This window comes from Streptomyces sp. C1-1, assembly GCF_050214755.1.
GTDB lineage: Bacteria > Actinomycetota > Actinomycetes > Streptomycetales > Streptomycetaceae > Streptomyces.
On record NZ_CP189826.1, the window covers coordinates 8,117,490 to 8,139,079 of the forward strand.

Genomic DNA, 21,590 nt, shown 5'->3' on the forward strand with positions numbered 1-21,590 from the left:
ACCGACAATCGTCGGCGGACGGCCGAAGCCGCCCGCCGACGCGGAGGGGAGCCTTCCGCGAAAGCCGTCCGCGTGCCCCCGCACGCCACTTGCGGAGCACCCGGTGTCAACTACGAGGCCTGTCGCGCCTCTTCACGAATCCTTTCCGCGATCTGCGGCGGCATCGGCTCGTGCCGCGCGTAGGAACGGTTGAAGCGCGCGGTGCCGTGCGAGAGGGAGCGCAGGTCCACGGCGTACCGCCCGATCTCGATCTCGGGCACCTCGGCCCGTACGACGGTGCGGCCGCCGCTGGTCTGTTCCGTGCCCAGCACCCGGCCCCGCCGCCCGGACAGGTCGCTCATCACGGCGCCCACGTAGTCGTCGCCGACCAGCACGCTCACCTCGGCGACCGGCTCCAGCAGGTGGATCTTCACGTCGGCCGCGGCCTCCCGCAGCGCCAGCGCGCCCGCCGTCTGGAAAGCGGCGTCAGAGGAGTCCACGGAGTGCGCCTTGCCGTCGAGCAGCGTCACCCGGACGTCGATCAGCGGATAGCCGGCCGCGACTCCCTTGGCCGCCTGGGCCCGTACGCCCTTCTCGACCGACGGGATGAACTGCCGCGGCACCGCGCCGCCGACCACCTTGTCCACGAACTCGATGCCCGAGCCACCGGGCAGCGGCTCCACCTCGATCTCGCAGATGGCGAACTGCCCGTGCCCGCCGGACTGCTTCACATGCCGGCCGCGCCCGCCGGACTTGCCCGCGAACGTCTCCCGCAGGGAGACCCTGTGCGGTACGACGTCGACCTGGACGCCGTAGCGGCTGCGCAGCCTCTCCAGCGCCACGTCCGCGTGTGCCTCGCCCAGGCACCACAGGACCACCTGGTGGGTGTCCTGGTTCTGTTCGAGCCGCATCGTCGGGTCCTCGGCGACCAGCCGGGACAGCCCCTGCGAGAGCTTGTCCTCGTCCGCCTTGCTGTGCGCCTCGATGGCGAGCGGCAGCAGCGGGTCGGGCATCTCCCACGGCTCCATCAGGAGCGGGTCGTCCTTGGCCGAGAGCGTGTCGCCGGTCTCCGCGCGGCCCAGCTTGGCCACGCACACCAGGTCGCCGGCGATGGCGTGCGTCACGGGGCGCTGCTGCTTGCCGAACGGTGTGGACAGCGCGCCGATGCGCTCGTCGACGTCGTGGTCCTCGTGGCCGCGGTCGGCCAGTCCGTGCCCGGAGACGTGCACCGTCTCGTCGGGGCGCAGGGTGCCGGAGAAGACGCGGACCAGGGAGACCCGGCCGACGTAGGGGTCGGACGCCGTCTTGACGACCTCGGCGACCAGCGGGCCCTCGGTGTCGCAGGCCTTGATCTCGCGCGGTTTGCCGTCGATGGTCGTCACCCCGGGAGTGGGGTGCTCGAACGGCGTCGGGAAGCCGCCCGTGACCAGTTCCAGCAGTTCGACCGTGCCCAGCCCCTGCCTGGAACCCTCGGCCGCGGGTGCGGCGGCCAGGACCGGGAAGAACACCCCGCGTGCGACGGCCCGCTCCAGGTCGTCGATGAGCGTCTTGACGTCGATCTGCTCGCCGCCCAGGTAGCGGTCCATGAGGGTCTCGTCCTCGCTCTCCGAGATGATCCCCTCGATCAGCCGGTTGCGGGCCTCCTCGATCTGCGGCAGCTGGTCCTCGCCCGGCTCCGACTCCTTGCGCTCGCCGGTCGAGTAGTCGAACAGTTTCTGCGACAGCAGCCCGACCAGGCCCGTCACGGGCGCGTGCCCGTCGGGACCCTGGGGGCCGTGCAGCGGCGTGTAGAGCGGGAGCACGGCGTCGGGGTCGTCGCCGCCGAAGGCCTCCGCGCAGGTGCGCGTCATCTCCTCGAAGTCCGCCCGGGCGGCCTCCAGGTGCGTCACGACGATCGCCCGGGGCATGCCGACGGCCGCGCACTCCTCCCAGACCATGCGCGTCGAGCCGTCCACGCCGTCGGAGGCGGAGACGACGAAAAGGGCCGCGTCCGCCGCTCGCAGACCGGCCCTGAGCTCACCGACGAAGTCGGCGTATCCGGGGGTGTCCAGAAGGTTGATCTTGATGCCGTCCCATTCGACCGGCACCAGGGAGAGCTGCACCGAACGATTCTGCCGGTGCTCGATCTCGTCGTAGTCGGAGACGGTGCCGCCGTCCTCCACGCGGCCCGCCCGGTTCACCGCCCCCGCTGTCAGCGCGAGGGCCTCCACCAACGTCGTCTTGCCCGATCCGGAGTGGCCGACCAGCACCACATTCCGTACGGACGCGGGGTGGTCGGCCGCTGTTGCCCTGCCGGCGGCTCCGGGGTGTGCGTTCGCCTTGTCGCCCATGATCCTGCCTCCCGTGCACGGTGAGGTCACTGTGGGCGCGGGCGTACGGGGCCGCGTGCGGTGACGGCTCCGATGACGCCCGCGGTTCTTCGAGCTTTCCACTCCCGTCACGGTGCGTCCATACGGAGGACGTGATCGTGCCCGTAGGTCCCCTCGGCGACGGCCACTGGTCCTGTCCGGCAGTGCCCGGCGGTCGCACACACGCGCGCGTGGCTACGATGGGCCAGCCGGTGGCCACAGGGGCCGAGCCGGTCACACCGACCGTCGGGAAGGCCATGCTGAACAAGTACGCGCGTGCATTCTTCACGCGTGTCCTCACACCGTTCGCCGCGTTTCTCATCCGCCGGGGCGTCAGCCCGGACACGGTCACGCTGCTGGGCACCGCGGGCGTGGTCGCCGGTGCCCTGGTCTTCTACCCCATGGGCGAGTTCTTCTGGGGCACGGTCGTCATCACGCTGTTCGTCTTCTCCGACCTGGTCGACGGCAACATGGCCCGCCAGCTCGGACGCAGCAGCCGCTGGGGCGCGTTCCTCGACTCCACGCTCGACCGCGTCGCCGACGGCGCGATCTTCGGCGGATTCGCCCTCTGGTACGCGGGCGACGGCAACGACAACGTCCTGTGCGCCGTCTCCATCTTCTGCCTGGCAAGCGGCCAGGTGGTGTCGTACACGAAGGCCCGGGGCGAGTCGATCGGCCTGCCGGTCGCCGTCAACGGCCTCGTCGAGCGGGCCGAGCGCCTGGTCATCTCGCTCGTCGCGGCCGGTCTCGCCGGACTGCACAAGTTCGGCGTGCCGGGGATCCAGTACCTGCTGCCCGTCGCCCTGTGGATCGTCGCCGTCGGCAGCCTCGTCACCCTCGTCCAGCGCGTCGTCACGGTCCGCCGCGAATCGGCCGAGGCCGAGGCGGCGGCCGCCGCCCAGGAGAGCGAGAATGCCTCCCAGGGGAGTGAGGCGGCGAAGTGAGCGTCCGGGATCAGCTGACCGACGGGCTGTACGGCCTGGGCTGGAGCACGGTCAAGAAGCTTCCCGAGCCGGCCGCCGTACGGCTCGGCCGGAGCATCGCCGACCTCGCCTGGAAGCGGCGCGGCAAGGGCGTGCAGCGCCTGGAGGCCAACTACGCGCGCGTGGTGCCGGACGCGAGCCCCGAGCGCCTCGCCGAGCTCTCACGCGCGGGGATGCGCTCGTACCTGCGCTACTGGATGGAGTCCTTCCGGCTGCCCGCGTGGAGCGCCGAACGCGTCAGGACGGGCTTCGACCCCAAGGACGTGCACTACCTCACCGACGGCATCGCCTCCGGCAGGGGCGTCGTTCTCGCGCTGCCGCACATGGCCAACTGGGACCTGGCCGGCGCCTGGGTCACCACCGCGCTCGAGACGCCGTTCACCACCGTCGCCGAACGCCTCAAGCCCGAGAGCCTCTACGACCGTTTCGTCGCCTACCGCGAGGGCCTCGGCATGGAGGTCCTCCCGCACAGCGGCGGCACCGCCTTCGGCACCCTGGCCCGCCGACTGCGCGACGGCGGCCTGGTCTGCCTGGTCGCCGAGCGCGACCTGTCGACCTCGGGCGTGGAGGTCGAGTTCTTCGGTGAGGCCACCCGGATGCCGGCCGGTCCGGCCCTTCTGGCCCAGCAGACCGGCGCGCTCCTGCTGCCGGTCACGCTCTGGTACGACGACTCGCCCGTCATGCGGGGGCGCGTGCATCCCCCGATCGAGGTGCCGGAGACAGGCAACCGGGCCGAGAAGACGTCTGTCATGACACAGGCGCTGGCCGACACCTTCGCCACCGGGATCGCCGACCATCCGGAGGACTGGCACATGCTGCAGCGTCTGTGGCTCAAGGACCTCGACCCCGCACGTGATCCCGCCAAGGGGGCCTTGTGAGGATCGGCATCGTCTGCCCGTACTCCTGGGACGTACCGGGCGGCGTCCAGTTCCACATCCGCGACCTCGCCGAGTACTTCATCCGGCTCGGTCACGAGGTGTCCGTCCTGGCGCCCGCCGACGACGACACCCCGCTGCCGCCGTACGTCGTCTCGGCGGGCCGCGCGGTCCCGGTGCCGTACAACGGCTCGGTGGCCCGCCTGAACTTCGGTTTCCTCTCGGCGGCCCGGGTGCGCCGCTGGCTGCACGACGGCCACTTCGACGTCGTGCACATCCACGAGCCGACCTCGCCGTCGCTGGGCCTGCTCACCTGCTGGGCGGCGTCGGGCCCGATCGTGGCGACCTTCCACACCTCCAACCCGCGCTCCAAGGCGATGATCGCCGCGTACTCGATCCTGCAGGCGGCCCTGGAGAAGATCAGCGCGCGGATCGCGGTGAGCGAGTACGCCCGCCGCACCCTGGTCGAGCACCTGGGCGGCGACGCGGTGGTCATCCCGAACGGCGTGGACGTCGACTTCTTCGCCAAGGCCGAGCCCAACCCCGCCTGGCAGGGCGACACGATCGGCTTCATCGGCCGCATCGACGAGCCGCGCAAGGGCCTGCCGGTGCTGATGCGGGCCCTGCCGAAGATCCTCGCGGCCCGGCCGCAGACACGGCTGCTGGTCGCGGGCCGGGGCGACGAGGAGGAGGCGGTCGAGTCGCTGCCCGCCGAACTGCGCTCCCGCGTCGAGTTCCTCGGCATGGTCAGCGACGAGGACAAGGCCCGCTTCCTGCGCAGCGTCGACCTCTACGTCGCCCCGAACACCGGCGGCGAGAGCTTCGGCATCATCCTCGTCGAGGCGATGTCGGCGGGCGCGCCGGTCCTCGCCTCGGACCTGGACGCCTTCGCGCAGGTGCTGGACCAGGGAGCGGCCGGAGAGCTGTTCGCCAACGAGGACTCCGACGCACTGGCGCAGGCGGCCGTGCGGCTGCTCGGGGACCCGGGGCGCCGGGCCGAGCTCCGCGAGCGGGGCAGCGCGCACGTACGGCGCTTCGACTGGTCGACGGTCGGGGCGGACATCCTGTCGGTGTACGAGACGGTGACGGACGGGACGACGGCGGTCGCGGCGGCGGACGACCGGGTGCCGGGGCTGCGGGCGCGGTTCGGGCTGGCGCGGGACTGACGCCCCCTCCGGGCGCCGTGACGTGCCCGGTAACGTGAGCGCCCGTGACCGCAACCCTGATCTGGATCCTCGCCGCCCTCGTCGCGTTCGGCCTGTACCTGAGCTGGACCGCGGGCCGCCTGGACCGGCTGCACGCCCGGATCGACGCCGCCCGCGCCGCACTCGACGCCCAGCTGCTGCGCAGGGCCTCGGTGGCCCAGGAACTGGCCACCTCGGGCGTGCTCGACCCGGCCGCGTCGATCGTCCTGTACGAGGCCGCGCACGCCGCCCGGCAGGCCGAGGAGGAGCAGCGGGAGGTCGCCGAGAGCGAGCTGAGCCAGGCGCTGCGGGCGGTGTTCGCCGAGTCGGCCCAGGTCGAGGTGGTGCGCGAGGCCCCCGGTGGCGAGGCGGCCACCCACGAGCTCGCGGAGGCCGTACGCCGCGTCCCGATGGCCCGCCGCTTCCACAACGACGCGGTCGGCGCGGCTCACCGGCTCCGCGAACACCGCAAGGTCCGCTGGTTCCGCCTGGCGGGTCACGCCCCCGTCCCGATGGCCTTCGAGATGGACGACGAACCACCGGCCGGCCTGGCGGACCGGGCGGCCTGAGACGCCGGCCCGGCGGCGCGCGGCCCGGCCGGCGCGGGGCCGGATCGGGCGGCTCGGCGGCAAAACGATCCACCGGGTTGTCATTGGCCCTTGCCGTGGACTGGTGCGCTCACGTTTCCTCGGGGATTGCAGAAACCCTCTTTCCCTTCAGTGAGGTCATCCGTGTCCAGCACGCTCTCCGAAAACCAGGCCCCCGAGACCGGCACCGCGCGCGTGAAGCGCGGTATGGCCGAGCAGCTCAAGGGTGGCGTGATCATGGACGTCGTCACGCCGGAGCAGGCGAAGATCGCCGAGGACGCGGGCGCCGTCGCCGTCATGGCCCTGGAGCGGGTCCCGGCCGACATCCGCAAGGACGGCGGCGTGGCCCGCATGTCCGACCCGGACATGATCGAGGGCATCATCGAGGCCGTCTCCATCCCGGTCATGGCCAAGTCCCGCATCGGCCACTTCGTCGAGGCCCAGGTCCTGCAGTCCCTCGGCGTCGACTACATCGACGAGTCCGAGGTCCTCACCCCGGCCGACGAGGTCAACCACTCCGACAAGTGGGCCTTCACCACCCCCTTCGTCTGCGGCGCCACCAACCTCGGCGAGGCCCTGCGCCGCATCGCCGAGGGCGCGGCCATGATCCGCTCCAAGGGCGAGGCCGGCACCGGCAACGTCGTCGAGGCCGTCCGCCACCTGCGCCAGATCAAGAACGAGATCGCCCGCCTGCGCGGCTACGACAACCACGAGCTGTACGCCGCCGCCAAGGAGCTGCGCGCCCCGTACGAGCTGGTCAAGGAGGTCGCCGAGCTCGGCAAGCTCCCCGTGGTGCTGTTCTCCGCCGGTGGCGTCGCCACCCCGGCCGACGCCGCGCTGATGCGTCAGCTCGGCGCCGAGGGCGTCTTCGTCGGCTCGGGCATCTTCAAGTCCGGCGACCCGGCCAAGCGCGCCGCCGCCATCGTCAAGGCCACCACCTTCTACGACGACCCGAAGATCATCGCGGACGCGTCGCGCAACCTCGGCGAGGCCATGGTCGGCATCAACTGCGACACCCTGCCCGAGGCCGAGCGCTACGCCAACCGCGGCTGGTAAGGCACCGGATCACATGAACACCCCCGTCATAGGCGTCCTGGCCCTCCAGGGCGACGTACGGGAGCACCTCATCGCCCTGGCCGCGGCCGACGCCGTGGCCAGGCCGGTCAGGCGCCCCGAAGAACTCGCCGAGGTGGACGGCCTCGTCATCCCCGGCGGCGAGTCCACCACCATCTCCAAGCTGGCCGTCCTCTTCGGCGTGATGGAGCCCCTCCGCGCGCGCGTGCGGGCCGGCATGCCGGTCTACGGCACCTGCGCCGGCATGATCATGCTCGCCGACAAGATCCTCGACCCGCGCTCGGGCCAGGAGACCTTCGGCGGCATCGACATGATCGTGCGCCGCAACGCCTTCGGCCGGCAGAACGAGTCCTTCGAAGCGGCGGTCGACGTCAAGGGCGTCGAGGGCGATCCTGTAGAAGGCGTCTTCATCCGCGCCCCCTGGGTCGAGTCCGTCGGCGCCGAGACCGAGGTGCTCGCCGAGCACGAGGGCCACATCGTCGCGGTCCGCCAGGGCAACGCGCTCGCCACGTCGTTCCACCCGGAACTGACCGGCGACCACCGCGTGCACTCCCTGTTCGTCGACATGGTGCACGCGAACCGGGCGACGGAGTCCTAGTAGGATTCCTGGCGTTCGTTGCAGAGATGGGTTACGCGAAGGAGACAGGCAGATGTCCGGCCACTCTAAATGGGCCACGACGAAGCACAAGAAGGCCGTGATCGACGCCAAGCGCGGCAAGCTCTTCGCGAAGCTGATCAAGAACATCGAGGTCGCGGCGCGCATGGGCGGCGTCGACCTCGACGGCAACCCGACGCTCTACGACGCCGTCCAGAAGGCGAAGAAGTCGTCGGTCCCGAACAAGAACATCGACTCCGCGATCAAGCGCGGCGGTGGTCTCGAGGCCGGCGGCGCCGACTACGAGACGATCATGTACGAGGGCTACGGCCCGAACGGCGTCGCGGTGCTCATCGAGTGCCTCACCGACAACCGCAACCGCGCCGCCTCCGACGTGCGCGTCGCCATGACCCGCAACGGCGGCTCCATGGCCGACCCCGGCTCGGTGTCGTACCTGTTCAACCGCAAGGGCGTCGTCATCGTCCCCAAGGGCGAGCTGGCCGAGGACGACGTCCTGGCCGCCGTCCTGGACGCGGGTGCCGAGGAGGTCAACGACCTGGGCGAGTCCTTCGAGGTGCTCAGCGAGGCCACCGACCTGGTCGCGGTCCGCACCGCCCTGCAGGAGGCCGGGATCGACTACGACTCCGCCGAGGCCAACTTCGTCCCGACCATGCAGGTCGAGCTGGACGAGGAGGGCGCCAAGAAGATCTTCAAGCTGATCGACGCGCTCGAGGACAGCGACGACGTGCAGAACGTCTTCGCCAACTTCGACGTCAGCGACGAGGTCATGGAGAAGGTCGACGCGTAGCGCTGCCGCGAGCTGAGCGGATTTCGGCGGGCCGATGGGACACGTCCCACCGGCCCGCCGCTGTTGTCAGTGGCAGCGGATAGCCTTGCGGCAGTCAAAGATCACCGTCCACGGACCGGAACCGGCCATTGAGGGACCCCGACGGTGCTCGGCCAGGTCCGCGAGAGCGGCGGCGGTTCAGCCGCAAAGAGGGGAGGGGGCGCGGTGCGTGTACTCGGGGTGGACCCCGGGCTGACCCGGTGTGGAGTCGGCGTCGTCGAGGGGGTGGCGGGCCGGCCGCTGACCATGGTCGGCGTGGGTGTCGTACGGACGCCCGCGGACGCCGAGCTGGGGCACCGTCTCGTCGCGATCGAACAGGGCATCGAGGCCTGGCTGGACGAGCACCGGCCCGAGTACGTGGCAGTGGAGCGCGTGTTCAGCCAGCACAACGTACGGACCGTGATGGGCACCGCCCAGGCCAGCGCCGTCGCCATGCTCTGCGCCGCCCGCCGCGGCATCCCCGTCGCCCTGCACACCCCCAGCGAGGTCAAGGCGGCCGTCACCGGCAGCGGACGCGCCGACAAGGCCCAGGTCGGCGCCATGGTCACCCGCCTCCTGCGGCTCGACGCGCCCCCGAAGCCCGCCGACGCCGCGGACGCCCTCGCGCTCGCCATCTGCCACATCTGGCGCGCCCCCGCGCAGAACCGACTCCAGCAGGCCGTGGCCCTGCACGCAGCCCAGGCGGCCAAGGCCGCCCAGGCATCTTCGAAAGGCCGTATCGCATGATCGCGTTCGTCAGCGGCCCGGTCGCCGCCCTGGCACCCGACTCCGCGGTGGTCGAGGTGGGCGGGATCGGCATCGCCGTCCAGTGCACGCCCAACACCCTCTCCGGGCTGCGCATGGGCCAGCAGACCAAGCTCGCCACCTCCCTGGTGGTACGGGAGGACTCGCTCACCCTGTACGGCTTCGTGGACGACGACGAACGCCAGGTCTTCGAGCTGCTGCAGACGGCGAGCGGAGTCGGCCCCCGCCTCGCCCAGGCGATGCTGGCCGTGCACAGCCCGGACGCCCTGCGCCGCGCCATCGCCACCAGTGACGAGAGGGCCCTCACCGCCGTCCCGGGCATCGGCAAGAAGGGCGCCCAGAAGCTGTTGCTGGAGCTCAAGGACCGGCTCGGCGAACCGGTCGGTGCCCCCGCGGTCGGCGCCCCCGTCACCCAGGGCTGGCGCGACCAGCTGCACGCCGCGCTCATCGGCCTGGGATACGCCACCCGCGAGGCCGACGAGGCGGTGACCGCGGTGGCACCGCAGGCCGAGGCCGCCGAGGGCACCCCGCAGGTCGGACAGCTGCTGAAGGCGGCCCTGCAGACCCTCAACCGCGCCCGCTGACCACCCCGAACCCGAGGCACACCACATGAACTGGGACGACACCACCGACACCTCCGCCGAGCGGCTCGTCGGTGCGTCCGCCGACCGTGAGGACCAGGCCGTCGAGGCCGCCCTGCGCCCCAAGGACCTGGGCGAGTTCATCGGCCAGGAGAAGGTCCGCGAACAGCTCGACCTGGTGCTGCGCGCCGCACGCGCCCGCGGCGCCACCGCCGACCATGTGCTCCTCTCCGGCGCCCCCGGCCTCGGCAAGACCACCCTCTCCATGATCATCGCGGCGGAGATGGGCGCCCCCATCCGCATCACCAGCGGACCCGCCATCCAGCACGCCGGCGACCTGGCCGCGATCCTGTCCTCCCTCCAGGAGGGCGAGGTCCTCTTCCTCGACGAGATCCACCGCATGTCCCGGCCCGCCGAGGAGATGCTGTACATGGCGATGGAGGACTTCCGCGTCGACGTCATCGTCGGCAAGGGCCCCGGCGCCACCGCGATCCCGCTCGAACTGCCCCCCTTCACCCTGGTCGGCGCCACCACGCGCGCGGGTCTGCTGCCGCCCCCGCTGCGCGACCGCTTCGGCTTCACCGCGCACATGGAGTTCTACGAGCCCGCCGAGCTGGAGCGCGTCATCCACCGCTCCGCGAACCTGCTCGACGTGGAGATCCAGGCCGACGGCGCCGCCGAGATCGCCGGCCGCTCCCGCGGCACGCCCCGTATCGCCAACCGCCTGCTGCGCCGCGTACGGGACTACGCCCAGGTCAAGGCCGACGGCCTCATCACGCGGGACATAGCGGCCGCGGCCCTCGCGGTGTACGAGGTCGACGCCCGGGGCCTGGACCGCCTCGACCGCGGTGTACTGGAGGCGCTGCTGAAACTGTTCGGCGGCGGACCCGTCGGCCTGTCCACCCTCGCCGTCGCCGTGGGGGAGGAGCGCGAGACCGTCGAAGAGGTCGCCGAGCCCTTCCTCGTACGGGAGGGGCTGCTGGCCCGCACCCCGCGCGGCCGGGTCGCCACGCCCGCCGCATGGGCGCATCTCGGCCTCACCCCGCCCCGCTCCGCCACTGCGGGAAACGGACAACAGGACCTGTTCGGGACGTGATGCCATTGTGACGGCGCCGGCATTGGCCGGGTCAGGAACCCAGGTGCCATGCTGAGCGTTGTTCCATGCGCGCGGACTCGCTTAGACTCCGCCGATGCCGCCTTTGTCGGCGGCATACATACCCCCATCCATGAGGCCGCTCTCCATCGCGGTCGTGCGAAGGAAATTCCGTCCCGTGAATATCACCATGCTCCTCCCGTTCATCGTGCTCATCGGGGCCATGTTCCTCATGACCCGTTCGGCCAAGCGCAAGCAGCAGCAGGCCCAGCAGATGCGGAACGAGATGCAGCCCGGCAGTGGCGTACGCACGATCGGGGGCATGTACGCGACGGTCAAGGAGGTCAACGAGGACACGGTCCTCCTCGACGCCGGCCCGGGCGTGGACCTCCTCTTCGCGAAGAACGCCATCGGTTCCGTGCTCAGCGATGACGAGTACAACCGCATCGTGCACGGCATCGAGCACGACCTGAAGTCCGACACCGACGTCGTCCCGGACGACGCCTCCTCCCTCACCGAGACCGACGACTCCGCCGACGAAGCTGCCGCCGCCTCCGACGACAAGTCCGTCGACCTCGGTAAGAAGGACGCGACCGAGGAGCCGGCCGACGAGACCGCCGCCACGGAGACGAAGTCGGACGAGGAGCCGAAGAAGACCGACGGCGACTCCGACGCGAAGTAGTCACGTCCCGGGGCGCGCGGCCGACCTCGCGCGCCCCGGGACGTGTCGTCTCGCACACGGGGATCCCGACACCATGTCATGGCCGACACCGCGCTGACCCGGCGTGGAACGGCCCGAGAGGGAGTACGAGAAGGTGGCAGCACCTAAAAAGGGCCGAAGCGCGAGCGCCCAGAGCAAGCCAGGGCGCTCGCTGGCCCTCATTCTGATCGCCATCGTGGCGCTCACCGGTGGGATGTTCGCCTCCGGGAACACCACTCCGCGCCTCGGCATCGACCTGGCCGGTGGTACGAGCATCACCCTTCAGGCGGTGAACGAGCCGGGCCAGCCCAACGCGATCAACAAGACCAACATGGACACCGCGGTCGCCATCATGAACCGCCGTGTCAACGGTCTGGGCGTGTCCGAGACGGAGGTGCAGACCCAGGGCAGCAGCAACATCATCGTCAACATCCCCCGGGGCACGAACTCCAAGGAAGCGCGCGACCAGGTCGGCACCACCGCCAAGCTGTACTTCCGCCCGGTGCTCACCACCGAGGTCTCCGGCGGCTCGGCGAAGGCCAGCCCGTCGCCCAGCACCTCCGGCAGCCCCTCGGCCAAGGCCACCGACAAGGGGCAGAAGGCCACCGGCACGTCGACTCCCTCGTCCTCCGCGAGCCCGTCGGCGACGGCCACCTCGCAGGGCCGCGCGGTCACCGACGCCCTCAAGGCGGACGCGACGCCGAGCGCCACCGCCTCCTCCGGCTCGAAGACGTCCGCCAGCCCCACCCCGTCGGCGAGCAGCAGCTCGGCCGCCGGCAACGCGGCCGCCAAGCTGCAGGCGCAGTACGCCGCCCTCGACTGCACGAAGAAGACGGTGCAGACCACCGCGGGCAAGAACGCCAAGGCCTCCGAGCCCACCGTCGCCTGCGGCAAGAACTCCTCGGGCCAGTGGCAGAAGTACATCCTCGGCCCCGCCGGCGTCGACGGCACGGACGTGAAGAAGGCCCAGGCCGTCTTCAACACGCAGAGCAGCGCCGGCTGGACCGTCACGATGGAGTTCACCTCCAAGGGCGCCAAGAAGTTCGGCGACATCACCGGTGAGCTGGCCAAGAACCAGCCCCCGCAGAACCAGTTCGCGATCGTCCTCGACGGCAACGTCGTCTCCGACCCGCGCGTCTCGGAGGCGCTGACCGGCGGCAGCGCGGAGATCACCGGCAGCTTCAGCCAGCAGGAGGCCCAGGGCCTCGCCAACATGCTGTCCTACGGCGCGCTCCCGCTCTCCTTCAAGGAGCAGAGCGTGACCACCGTGACGGCCGCGCTCGGCGGTGAGCAGCTGCACGCGGGTCTGATCGCGGGTGCGATCGGCCTGGGTCTGGTCATCATCTACCTGCTCGCCTTCTACCGCGGGCTGTCGATCGTCGCGATCCCCTCCCTGCTGGTGTCGGCGATCCTCACCTACGTGATCATGTCGCTGCTCGGCCCCACGATCCACTTCGCGCTGAACCTGCCGGCCGTCTGCGGCGCCATCGTCGCGATCGGCATCACAGCGGACTCGTTCATCGTGTTCTTCGAACGCATCCGGGACGAGATCCGTGAGGGCCGCACGCTGCGTCCCGCCGTGGAGCGGGCCTGGCCGCGCGCCCGGCGTACCATCCTGGTCTCCGACTTCGTGTCGTTCCTGGCCGCCGCGGTGCTGTTCATCGTGACCGTCGGCAAGGTCCAGGGCTTCGCGTTCACGCTCGGTCTGACCACCGTGCTCGACGTGGTCGTCGTCTTCTTCTTCACCAAGCCGCTGATGACGATCCTCGCCCGACGCAAGTTCTTCGCGAGCGGCCACAAGTGGTCGGGACTCGACCCGAAGGGCCTGGGCGCCAAGGCCCCCCTGCGCCGCACCCGCCGTCCCTCCGGCCCCGTCGCGGGCCCTGTCGACCCGAAGGAAGCGTGAGCGATGTCGAAACTCGGCAACCTCGGCGCCCGACTCCACCGCGGCGAGATCAGCTACGACTTCGTCGGCAAGCGCAAGATCTGGTACGGCATCTCCATCCTGATCACCATCACGGCCATCGTCGGCCTGGCGGTGCGCGGCCTGAACATGGGCATCGACTTCCGGGGCGGCGCCGTCTTCACCACCGGGAAGACCAGTGTCTCGGTGACGCAGGCGGAGACCTACGCGTCGCGGGCGGCCGGCCACGACGCGGTGGTGCAGAAGCTCGGCACCGGCGGCCTGCGCATCCAGATCGCCGGCATGGACACCGAGAAGTCGGACGCCACCAAGGCCGAACTGGCCAAGGACCTGAACATGTCCACCGAGTCCATCGCCGCCGACCTGGTCGGCCCGAGCTGGGGTGACCAGATCGCCAACAAGGCCTGGGAGGGCCTCGGCATCTTCATGGTGCTCGTGGTGATCTACCTGGCGATCGCCTTCGAGTGGCGCATGGCGCTCGCGGCCCTGGTCGCGCTGATCCACGACATCACCATCACGACCGGTATCTACGCCCTGGTCGGCTTCGAGGTCACACCGGGCACGGTCATCGGTCTGCTGACGATCCTCGGTTACTCGCTCTACGACACGGTCGTCGTCTTCGACAGCCTCAAGGAGCAGACGAAGGACATCACCAAGCAGACCCGCTTCACCTACAGCGACATCGCCAACAGGTCGATCAACGGCACCCTCGTCCGTTCGATCAACACCACGATCGTCGCCCTGCTGCCGGTGGCGGGCCTTCTGTTCATCGGCGGCGGCTTCCTCGGCGCGGGAACCCTCAACGACATCTCGCTGTCGCTGTTCGTCGGCCTCGCGGCCGGTGCGTACTCCTCGATCTTCATCGCCACGCCGCTCGTGGCCGACCTCAAGGAGCGCGAGCCGCAGATGAAGGCGCTCAAGAAGCGCGTCCTCGCCAAGCGCGCCCAGGCCGCCGCGCAGGACGAGCAGCCGGAGACGATGGACGACGGTTACGGCGACGAGCACGAGGACGCCGCCGCGGCGGTCGTCGGCCCGCGCCACCAGCCCGCCTCCCGCGGCCGAGGCCGCGGCCGTCCGTCCGGGAAGCGCCGATGACCGGCATCCAGGAGCTGCTGCTCAGCCGTATCCGCGATGTCGCGGACTACCCGGAGCCGGGGGTGATGTTCAAGGACATCACCCCGCTCCTGGCGGACCCGGCGGCTTTCACGGCGCTCACCGACGCGCTCGCCGAGGTCGCGGCGAACACGGGCGCCACGAAGGTCGTCGGCCTGGAGGCCCGCGGCTTCATCCTCGGCGCCCCGGTCGCCGTCCGCGCCGGCCTGGGATTCATCCCCGTCCGCAAGGCGGGCAAGCTCCCCGGAGCCACCCTCGCCCAGGCCTACGACCTGGAGTACGGCTCGGCGGAGATCGAGGTCCACGCGGAGGATCTGTCGGCGGACGACCGGATCCTCATCATCGACGATGTCCTCGCCACCGGCGGCACCGCCGAGGCCTCGATCCAGCTGCTCCGCCGGGCGGGAGCCGAGGTCGTGGGTCTCGCCGTCCTCATGGAGCTGGGATTCCTGGGCGGCCGTGCCCGTCTTGAGCCCGCCCTCAAGGGCGCTCCCCTGGAGGCCGTGCTCGCTCTCTGAGCGGAGTTCTCGAAATGACGGAGCCCCGAGTGCGCGCTTGTCGCACTCGGGGCTCCGTCTTTTTCCCCCTGCTATTTACGCAATCCGGTGGACGGCGAAATCAGCAGTCCTCGATGTCGTTGGTTATGATGGTGCCGGGCTCCTTGAGGTGACCCTTCGCATCGGCTCCGGCCGTGATGCGGTGCAGGTTGTTCTCCTGGCCGTCCTTCCACCAGACACACAGGTGCTTCGTGGTGCTGCACGTGTTGTGGTAGTAGATGGTGGTCGTCGTGGTCCCGTCGGCCCAGGACCAGTTGAAGCAACCCGAGCTCCCCCGGTGCGTCGACATGGGGGCCGCGGTCGCCGCCTGGGCGGGAAGTGCGAAAGCCGCACTCAGACCGACTGCCAGAGCCGCAGCCGCCATTGTCTTTCCAAGCATTCTCATGCTCTCCCGTTTCTTTTTCTTTAGAAGCGGAATAGGTCATTTTCCGCTTCTGGGTCGAAGTGGATCTTAGGCGGCGCCCGATGTTCGAGTCAACCGAATTAATTCGCCTTGATTCCTCTGCTCTGTCCAATTAGTGACTTTCGGAGAAAAGCTTTCCGATTTCTTTGCGGGGTCGTGGAATGCAGTGGCGGCCATCCGTGTTACGCGGGTAGACCGTTCTCACATCGGCCTGAAGGCGATCCTGATGCCCAGGATCGCTACCATGGGTCCTCCGGAGCCTGACCGGGGGACCCGGATCGCGCACGAGGAGTCCTCTTGCCAGACGAGGCCCAGCACCTGACCGCCGCCAAGCCCGAGTCCGCCTCGGCAGCCGCGGCCAAACCCGCGCCGACCGAGCCGGTCGCCAAGAACGACACCCGCGGGCCGGTCGAGCACGCCCAGTCCGCGCCCGTCGACAAGTCGGCCGAACAGTCCCGCCCCAAGCCGGCCCCGTCCGAAAGCCCGGTGCCCACGGCCCCGGCGGTGCGCCCGAACACCGGTCAGCCCGCCCGCTCCGGCTCCTCCAACCGCGTCCGCGCCCGCCTCGCCCGCCTCGGCGTCCAGCGCTCCAACCCGTACAACCCGGTGTTGGAGCCGCTGCTGCGGATAGTGCGCAGCAACGACCCGAAGATCGAGACGGCCACGCTCCGCAAGATCGAGACGGCCTACCAGGTCGCCGAGCGCTGGCACCGTGGCCAGAAGCGCAAGAGCGGCGACCCGTACATCACGCACCCCCTCGCGGTGACCACGATCCTCGCCGAGCTGGGCATGGATCCGGCCACCCTGATGGCGGGCCTGCTGCACGACACCGTCGAGGACACCGAGTACGGCCTCGACCAGCTCCGCCGCGACTTCGGCGACTCCGTCGCGCTACTCGTCGACGGCGTCACCAAGCTGGACAAGGTCAAGTTCGGCGAGGCCGCGCAGGCCGAGACCGTGCGCAAGATGGTCGTCGCCATGGCCAAGGACCCGCGCGTCCTGGTCATCAAGCTCGCCGACCGCCTGCACAACATGCGCACCATGCGCTACCTCAAGCGCGAGAAGCAGGAGAAGAAGGCGCGCGAGACCCTCGAGATCTACGCGCCGCTCGCCCACCGCCTCGGTATGAACACCATCAAGTGGGAGCTGGAGGACCTCGCCTTCGCGATCCTCTACCCCAAGATGTACGACGAGATCGTACGGCTGGTGGCCGAGCGGGCACCGAAGCGTGACGAGTACCTGGCCATAGTGACCGACGAGGTGCAGCAGGATCTGCGCGCGGCCCGGATCAAGGCGACCGTCACCGGGCGTCCGAAGCACTACTACAGCGTCTACCAGAAGATGATCGTCCGCGGCCGTGACTTCGCGGAGATCTACGACCTGGTGGGCATCCGCGTCCTCGTGGACACCGTCCGCGACTGCTACGCGGCCCTCGGCACCGTCCACGCGCGATGGAACCCGGTCCCCGGCCGGTTCAAGGACTACATCGCGATGCCGAAGTTCAACATGTACCAGTCGCTGCACACGACGGTCATCGGCCCCAACGGGAAGCCGGTCGAGCTCCAGATCCGCACCTTCGACATGCACCGCCGCGCCGAGTACGGCATCGCCGCGCACTGGAAGTACAAGCAGGAGGCCGTCGCCGGTGCCTCCAAGGTGCGCACCGACGTGCCCAAGGCCGGCAAGAAGGACGACCACCTCAACGACATGGCGTGGCTGCGCCAGCTGCTGGACTGGCAGAAGGAGACCGAGGACCCGGGCGAGTTCCTGGAGTCCCTCCGCTTCGACCTGTCCCGCAACGAGGTCTTCGTCTTCACCCCAAAGGGTGACGTCATAGCGCTCCCCGCGGGTGCCACTCCCGTGGACTTCGCCTACGCGGTCCACACGGAGGTCGGCCACCGGACGATAGGAGCACGGGTCAACGGCCGCCTCGTACCGCTGGAGTCGACGCTCGACAACGGCGACCTGGTGGAGGTGTTCACCTCCAAGGCGGCCGGCGCCGGCCCGTCCCGCGACTGGCTGGGCTTCGTCAAGTCACCGCGCGCCCGCAACAAGATCCGGGCGTGGTTCTCCAAGGAACGCCGCGACGAGGCGATCGAGCAGGGCAAGGACGCCATCGTCCGCGCGATGCGCAAGCAGAACCTGCCGATCCAGCGCATCCTCACCGGCGACTCGCTGGTCACGCTCGCCCACGAGATGCGCTACCCGGACATCTCCGCGCTGTACGCGGCGATCGGCGAGGGCCATGTCTCCGCGCAGAACGTCGTGCAGAAGCTCGTCTCCGCGCTCGGCGGCGAGGAGGCGGCCACCGAGGAGATCGACGAGGCGGTCCCGCCCACCCGCAGCCGCCGCAAGCGGCGCTCCAGCGCGGACCCGGGCGTCATCGTCAAGGGCGTCGAGGACGTGTGGGTCAAACTGGCCCGCTGCTGTACGCCCGTCCCCGGCGACCCGATCATCGGTTTCGTCACCCGGGGTAGTGGCGTATCGGTTCACCGCAGCGACTGCGTCAACGTGGAGTCACTGTCCCGCGAGCCCGAGCGCATCCTCGACGTCGAGTGGGCGCCCACCCAGTCCTCGGTCTTCCTGGTCGCCATCCAGGTCGAGGCCCTGGACCGCTCCCGGCTCCTGTCCGATGTCACCCGCGTCCTGTCCGACCAGCACGTCAACATCCTCTCCGCGGCCGTGCAGACCTCCCGCGACCGCGTCGCCACCTCCCGCTTCACCTTCGAGATGGGCGACCCGAAGCACCTCGGCCACGTCCTGAAGGCCGTACGAGGCGTCGAGGGCGTCTACGACGTCTACCGGGTGACCTCGGCCCGCAACCGCTCCTAGAGAGCACGAGAAGGGCCCCGTACGCGAGTACGGGGCCCTTCTCGTCGTATCCGCCGAAGGGACGGATCAGCCGCCGAATTCCTGCAGACCCTTCAGCGCCTGGTCCAGCAGGGCCTGGCGGCCCTCCAGCTCACGCTCGAGCTTGTCGGCCTTGGCGGTGTTGCCCTGGGCGCGCGCCTGCTCGATCTGGCCCCTGAGCTTGTCCACCGCGGCCTGGAGCTGTCCGGTCAGACCCTCGGCACGCGCGCGTGCCTCCGGGTTGGTCCGCCGCCACTCGGCCTCCTCGGCCTCCTGGATGGCCCGCTCCACCGCGTGCATCCGACCCTCGACCTTCGGACGGGCGTCGCGCGGCACGTGGCCGATGGCCTCCCAGCGTTCGTTGACCGAGCGGAAGGCCGCCCGCGCGGCCCGGAGGTCCGTCACCGGAAGGATCTTCTCGGCCTCCTCGGCCAGCTCCTCCTTCAGCTTCAGGTTCTCCGACTGCTCCGCGTCACGCTCGGCGAAGACCGAGCTGCGGGCGGCGAAGAACACGTCCTGGGCGCCGCGGAAGCGGTTCCACAGGTCGTCCTCGTGCTCGCGCTGCGCCCGTCCGGCGGCCTTCCACTCCGCCATCAGCTCGCGGTAGCGGGCGGCCGTCGGACCCCAGTCCGTCGAACCCGACAGCGCCTCCGCCTCGGAGACCAGCCGCTCCTTGATCCGGCGAGCCTCCTCGCGCTGCGCGTCGAGCGCCGCGAAGTGCGCCTTGCGCCGCTTGGAGAACGCCGAACGGGCGTGCGAGAAGCGATGCCACAGCTCGTCGTCCGACTTGCGGTCCAGCCGCGGCAGGCCCTTCCAGGTGTCCACCAGCGCCCGCAGCCGCTCACCCGCGGCCCGCCACTGGTCGGACTGCGCCAGCTGCTCCGCCTCGGCGACCAGGTCCTCCTTGGCGTGCCGCGCCTCGTCGGACTGCTTGGCCCGCTGCTGCTTGCGCTCCTCCCGGCGGGCCTCGACGGTCTGAACGAGCTTGTCCAACCGCTGCCGCAGCGCGTCCAGGTCGCCCACCGCGTGGTGGGCGTCGACCTGCTCGCGGATGTGGTCGATGGCCGCCTGGGCGTCCTTCGCGGACAGGTCGGTGGTCTTCACTCGCTTCTCGAGGAGGCCGATCTCCACAACCAGGCCCTCGTACTTGCGCTCGAAGTAGGCCAGCGCCTCCTCGGGGGAGCCGGCCTGCCAGGAGCCGACGACCTGCTCGCCGTCGGCCGTACGCACGTACACGGTCCCCGTCTCGTCGACGCGGCCCCACGGGTCGCTGCTCACAGCGCCTCCTCCACATGATGCCTGCGAGGGGCCTCGCTGCCCCCGGGCATCGTCCACAGTTTCGTCACGGCCAACATAGGCGACGTGCGGGCGGCCTGTCCGCATCCCGCACGACCGAAATTTCGCACCTCGGGGTCCGGATGAGGTGCTCAGAGGGTCAGGACTTCGTGACCGTGGCCTTGTTGATCACGACCGTCGCGTTCGGCGCGCCGTCGCCCTGCCCGGTGCTCTCGCCCGCGGCGGCGATCTTCTTGAGAACCTTCATGCCCGACGCGGACACGGTACCGAACGGTGTGTAGCTGGCCGGCAGCTGACTGTCCTGGTAGACGAGGAAGAACTGGCTGCCGCCGGTGTGCTTCTGCCCGGTGTTGGCCATCGCGACCGTGCCCGCCGGGTAGACACCGCCCTTCAGGCTTTTGTCCTTCAGGTTCTCGTCCGGGATCGTGTAGCCGGGACCGCCGCTGCCCGAGCCTGTCGGGTCGCCGCACTGCAGCACGTAGATGCCGTTGGTGGTGAGCCGGTGGCACTTCGTGTGGTCGAAGAAGCCCTTCGAGGCGAGGAAGTCGAAGGAGTTCACGGTGTGCGGGGCCGCCGACGTCTTCAGCGCGACGTCTATGTCACCGCACGTCGTGGCGAGCTTCATCGTGTACTTCGCCGACTTGTCGATCGTGACCGCCGGCTCCTTCTTCCAGCTGAGCTTCTTCACCGAGCCCTTGGCGGCCTTCTGGCACGGGTCCGGCGCCTTGCTGGTGGGCGTGGCGCTCGGGGTGGTCTGCGAACTGGCGTTGGCCTTGTCGTCGCCCTTCATCACCCCGGTCGTGTACAGGGCCACGCTGCCGATCAGGATCACGCCGAGCACCGACGCGATCACCGAGTTGCGCATGCGTGCCTTGCGCCGCGCCTCCGTACGCCGTTGCTGCTGCCGCAGAAACTTCTCCCGCGCGAGCTGCCGCTTCCGCTGTTCCTGGCTGACCACCGGGTTTTCTCCTCATGCGTCTCGTACGCCGACTGGGACGCGTGCGTCTTGTGAGCCGACCGCCTGCGTGTGCCCCGTACCGTATATGGGTTCGCTGAGGATTCGGCAGCGCCGGTAGGCTCTGGCAGTGGCTGTGGTCGCTCGTTCACGGCCACCGCAGCCGCCCGTACCGACACAACGAAGGACGATCGTGCTCATTGCCGGGTTCCCCGCCGGGGCCTGGGGGACGAACTGTTATCTCGTCGCCCCCGCCGCCGGTGAGGAGTGCGTGATCATCGACCCGGGCCATCAGGCCGCCCAAGGAGTCGAGGAAGCGCTGAAGAAGCATCGGCTCAAGCCCGTCGCCGTCGTCCTCACCCATGGCCACATCGACCATGTGGCCTCGGTCGTCCCGGTGTGCGGCGCGCACGACGTGCCCGCCTGGATCCACCCCGAGGACCGCTACATGATGGCGGACCCCGAGAAGGCGCTCGGCCGTTCCATCGGGATGCCGCTCATGGGCGAGCTCACCGTGGGGGAGCCGGACGACGTCAGGGAGCTGGCCGACGGCGCGCAACTGACTCTGGCGGGGCTGGAGTTCTCCGTCGCGCACGCGCCGGGCCATACCAAGGGGTCGGTGACCTTCCGGATGCCCGAGACGACTGACGTTCCGTCGGTGTTCTTCTCGGGGGATCTGCTGTTCGCCGGCTCCATCGGACGCACCGACCTGCCCGGCGGTGACATGGCCGAGATGCTCGACTCGCTGGCCCGCGTGTGCCTGCCGCTCGACGACTCGACCGTGGTGCTGTCCGGCCACGGCGCCCAGACGACCATCGGCCAGGAGCGCGCCACCAACCCGTATCTGCGGCAGGTGGCCGCCGGCCAGGGAGCCGCCGAGGCTCCCCGACGAGGAATGTGAC

The 21,590-nt window shown here is 70.0% G+C and carries 20 protein-coding genes; 16 read left to right on the forward strand and 4 right to left on the reverse strand.

The genetic code is table 11. The features are described from left to right. Positions 1-110: 110 nt before the first annotated feature. Complete coding sequence (locus ACQF4J_RS36935) at positions 111-2,309, reverse strand: elongation factor G-like protein EF-G2 (RefSeq protein WP_351580786.1); 2,199 nt, start codon at positions 2,307-2,309, stop codon at positions 111-113. Positions 2,310-2,527: 218 nt separating this feature from the next. Here ACQF4J_RS36935 and pgsA point away from each other — a divergent pair, with 218 nt between their 5' ends. From pgsA to ACQF4J_RS37005, 14 genes are all read left to right on the forward strand, one after another. Next, the gene (pgsA, locus tag ACQF4J_RS36940; protein ID WP_351802563.1) at positions 2,528-3,271 is read left to right on the forward strand and encodes a phosphatidylinositol phosphate synthase; all 744 of its coding nucleotides are present in this window, start codon (positions 2,528-2,530) and stop codon (positions 3,269-3,271) included. Then, positions 3,268-4,188, forward strand: coding sequence for a phosphatidylinositol mannoside acyltransferase (locus tag ACQF4J_RS36945; protein WP_427167748.1), 921 nt, complete (start codon positions 3,268-3,270; stop codon positions 4,186-4,188). Before pgsA ends, ACQF4J_RS36945 begins: the two co-directional genes overlap by 4 nt. Then, complete coding sequence (locus ACQF4J_RS36950) at positions 4,185-5,351, forward strand: glycosyltransferase family 4 protein (RefSeq protein ID WP_351802541.1); 1,167 nt, start codon at positions 4,185-4,187, stop codon at positions 5,349-5,351. Before ACQF4J_RS36945 ends, ACQF4J_RS36950 begins: the two co-directional genes overlap by 4 nt. Positions 5,352-5,395: 44 nt before the next feature. Next, the gene (locus ACQF4J_RS36955) at positions 5,396-5,938 is read left to right on the forward strand and encodes a hypothetical protein (RefSeq protein ID WP_351580794.1); all 543 of its coding nucleotides are present in this window, start codon (positions 5,396-5,398) and stop codon (positions 5,936-5,938) included. A gap of 162 nt (positions 5,939-6,100) precedes the next feature. Continuing rightward, positions 6,101-7,012, forward strand: a complete 912-nt coding sequence (gene pdxS, locus ACQF4J_RS36960) for a pyridoxal 5'-phosphate synthase lyase subunit PdxS (protein ID WP_058926477.1) — start codon at positions 6,101-6,103, stop codon at positions 7,010-7,012. 13 nt (positions 7,013-7,025) lie between these two features. Continuing rightward, positions 7,026-7,628: a pyridoxal 5'-phosphate synthase glutaminase subunit PdxT gene (gene pdxT / locus ACQF4J_RS36965; RefSeq protein ID WP_142150515.1), complete on the forward strand. Its 603-nt coding sequence runs from the start codon at positions 7,026-7,028 to the stop codon at positions 7,626-7,628. 52 nt (positions 7,629-7,680) lie between these two features. Further along, complete coding sequence (locus ACQF4J_RS36970) at positions 7,681-8,433, forward strand: YebC/PmpR family DNA-binding transcriptional regulator (RefSeq protein WP_351802543.1); 753 nt, start codon at positions 7,681-7,683, stop codon at positions 8,431-8,433. Between the two features lie 204 nt (positions 8,434-8,637). Continuing rightward, a complete protein-coding gene (gene ruvC / locus ACQF4J_RS36975) occupies positions 8,638-9,198 on the forward strand; it encodes a crossover junction endodeoxyribonuclease RuvC (RefSeq protein ID WP_351580800.1) in 561 nt (186 codons plus the stop codon). Continuing rightward, positions 9,195-9,800, forward strand: coding sequence for a Holliday junction branch migration protein RuvA (gene ruvA / locus ACQF4J_RS36980; protein WP_351580803.1), 606 nt, complete (start codon positions 9,195-9,197; stop codon positions 9,798-9,800). Before ruvC ends, ruvA begins: the two co-directional genes overlap by 4 nt. A 25-nt stretch (positions 9,801-9,825) precedes the next feature. Then, the gene (gene ruvB / locus ACQF4J_RS36985) at positions 9,826-10,893 is read left to right on the forward strand and encodes a Holliday junction branch migration DNA helicase RuvB (protein WP_058926482.1); all 1,068 of its coding nucleotides are present in this window, start codon (positions 9,826-9,828) and stop codon (positions 10,891-10,893) included. A gap of 187 nt (positions 10,894-11,080) precedes the next feature. Continuing rightward, complete coding sequence (yajC, locus tag ACQF4J_RS36990; protein ID WP_427168663.1) at positions 11,081-11,572, forward strand: preprotein translocase subunit YajC; 492 nt, start codon at positions 11,081-11,083, stop codon at positions 11,570-11,572. 133 nt (positions 11,573-11,705) lie between these two features. Further along, positions 11,706-13,496 (forward strand): protein translocase subunit SecD, encoded by a 1,791-nt coding sequence (secD, locus tag ACQF4J_RS36995; protein ID WP_351580810.1) that lies wholly within the window; start codon positions 11,706-11,708, stop codon positions 13,494-13,496. A 3-nt stretch (positions 13,497-13,499) separates the two neighbouring features. Beyond that, on the forward strand, positions 13,500-14,609 hold the full coding sequence (gene secF / locus ACQF4J_RS37000) for a protein translocase subunit SecF (protein WP_351802547.1): 1,110 nt from the start codon (positions 13,500-13,502) through the stop codon (positions 14,607-14,609). After that, complete coding sequence (locus ACQF4J_RS37005; RefSeq protein ID WP_351580815.1) at positions 14,606-15,145, forward strand: adenine phosphoribosyltransferase; 540 nt, start codon at positions 14,606-14,608, stop codon at positions 15,143-15,145. Before secF ends, ACQF4J_RS37005 begins: the two co-directional genes overlap by 4 nt. 100 nt (positions 15,146-15,245) lie before the next feature. Here the strand turns inward: ACQF4J_RS37005 and ACQF4J_RS37010 are convergent, their stop codons facing one another. After that, positions 15,246-15,473, reverse strand: coding sequence for a hypothetical protein (locus ACQF4J_RS37010; RefSeq protein WP_351580818.1), 228 nt, complete (start codon positions 15,471-15,473; stop codon positions 15,246-15,248). A gap of 411 nt (positions 15,474-15,884) precedes the next feature. On the opposite strand from ACQF4J_RS37010, the gene ACQF4J_RS37015 reads away from it, so the two are divergent. Beyond that, positions 15,885-18,419, forward strand: a complete 2,535-nt coding sequence (locus tag ACQF4J_RS37015) for a RelA/SpoT family protein (RefSeq protein ID WP_351580821.1) — start codon at positions 15,885-15,887, stop codon at positions 18,417-18,419. 66 nt (positions 18,420-18,485) lie between these two features. Here ACQF4J_RS37015 and ACQF4J_RS37020 read toward each other — a convergent pair whose 3' ends face one another. Together ACQF4J_RS37020 and ACQF4J_RS37025 are read right to left on the reverse strand one after the other, a co-directional pair. Continuing rightward, positions 18,486-19,715 (reverse strand): DUF349 domain-containing protein, encoded by a 1,230-nt coding sequence (locus tag ACQF4J_RS37020; RefSeq protein ID WP_351580824.1) that lies wholly within the window; start codon positions 19,713-19,715, stop codon positions 18,486-18,488. A gap of 157 nt (positions 19,716-19,872) precedes the next feature. Next, on the reverse strand, positions 19,873-20,691 hold the full coding sequence (locus ACQF4J_RS37025) for a peptidylprolyl isomerase (protein ID WP_351580827.1): 819 nt from the start codon (positions 20,689-20,691) through the stop codon (positions 19,873-19,875). Between the two features lie 190 nt (positions 20,692-20,881). On the opposite strand from ACQF4J_RS37025, the gene ACQF4J_RS37030 reads away from it, so the two are divergent. Then, positions 20,882-21,589 carry an MBL fold metallo-hydrolase gene (locus tag ACQF4J_RS37030; RefSeq protein ID WP_351580830.1) on the forward strand — a complete coding sequence of 236 codons (708 nt, stop codon included), beginning with the start codon at positions 20,882-20,884 and terminating at the stop codon, positions 21,587-21,589. The last annotated feature ends 1 nt before the right edge of the window (position 21,590 follow it).

What these genes read in the sequence shown, in the direction of transcription:
- ACQF4J_RS36935 (WP_351580786.1), bottom strand. Translation starts at nt 2,309, where the DNA reads ATGGGCGACAAGGCGAACGCACACCCCGGAGCCGCCGGCAGGGCAACA.
- pgsA (WP_351802563.1), top strand. Translation starts at nt 2,528, where the DNA reads ATGGGCCAGCCGGTGGCCACAGGGGCCGAGCCGGTCACACCGACCGTC.
- pdxT (WP_142150515.1), top strand. Translation starts at nt 7,026, where the DNA reads ATGAACACCCCCGTCATAGGCGTCCTGGCCCTCCAGGGCGACGTACGG.
- ACQF4J_RS36970 (WP_351802543.1), top strand. Translation starts at nt 7,681, where the DNA reads ATGTCCGGCCACTCTAAATGGGCCACGACGAAGCACAAGAAGGCCGTG.
- ruvA (WP_351580803.1), top strand. Translation starts at nt 9,195, where the DNA reads ATGATCGCGTTCGTCAGCGGCCCGGTCGCCGCCCTGGCACCCGACTCC.
- ruvB (WP_058926482.1), top strand. Translation starts at nt 9,826, where the DNA reads ATGAACTGGGACGACACCACCGACACCTCCGCCGAGCGGCTCGTCGGT.
- yajC (WP_427168663.1), top strand. Translation starts at nt 11,081, where the DNA reads ATGCTCCTCCCGTTCATCGTGCTCATCGGGGCCATGTTCCTCATGACC.
- secF (WP_351802547.1), top strand. Translation starts at nt 13,500, where the DNA reads ATGTCGAAACTCGGCAACCTCGGCGCCCGACTCCACCGCGGCGAGATC.
- ACQF4J_RS37005 (WP_351580815.1), top strand. Translation starts at nt 14,606, where the DNA reads ATGACCGGCATCCAGGAGCTGCTGCTCAGCCGTATCCGCGATGTCGCG.
- ACQF4J_RS37010 (WP_351580818.1), bottom strand. Translation starts at nt 15,473, where the DNA reads ATGTCGACGCACCGGGGGAGCTCGGGTTGCTTCAACTGGTCCTGGGCC.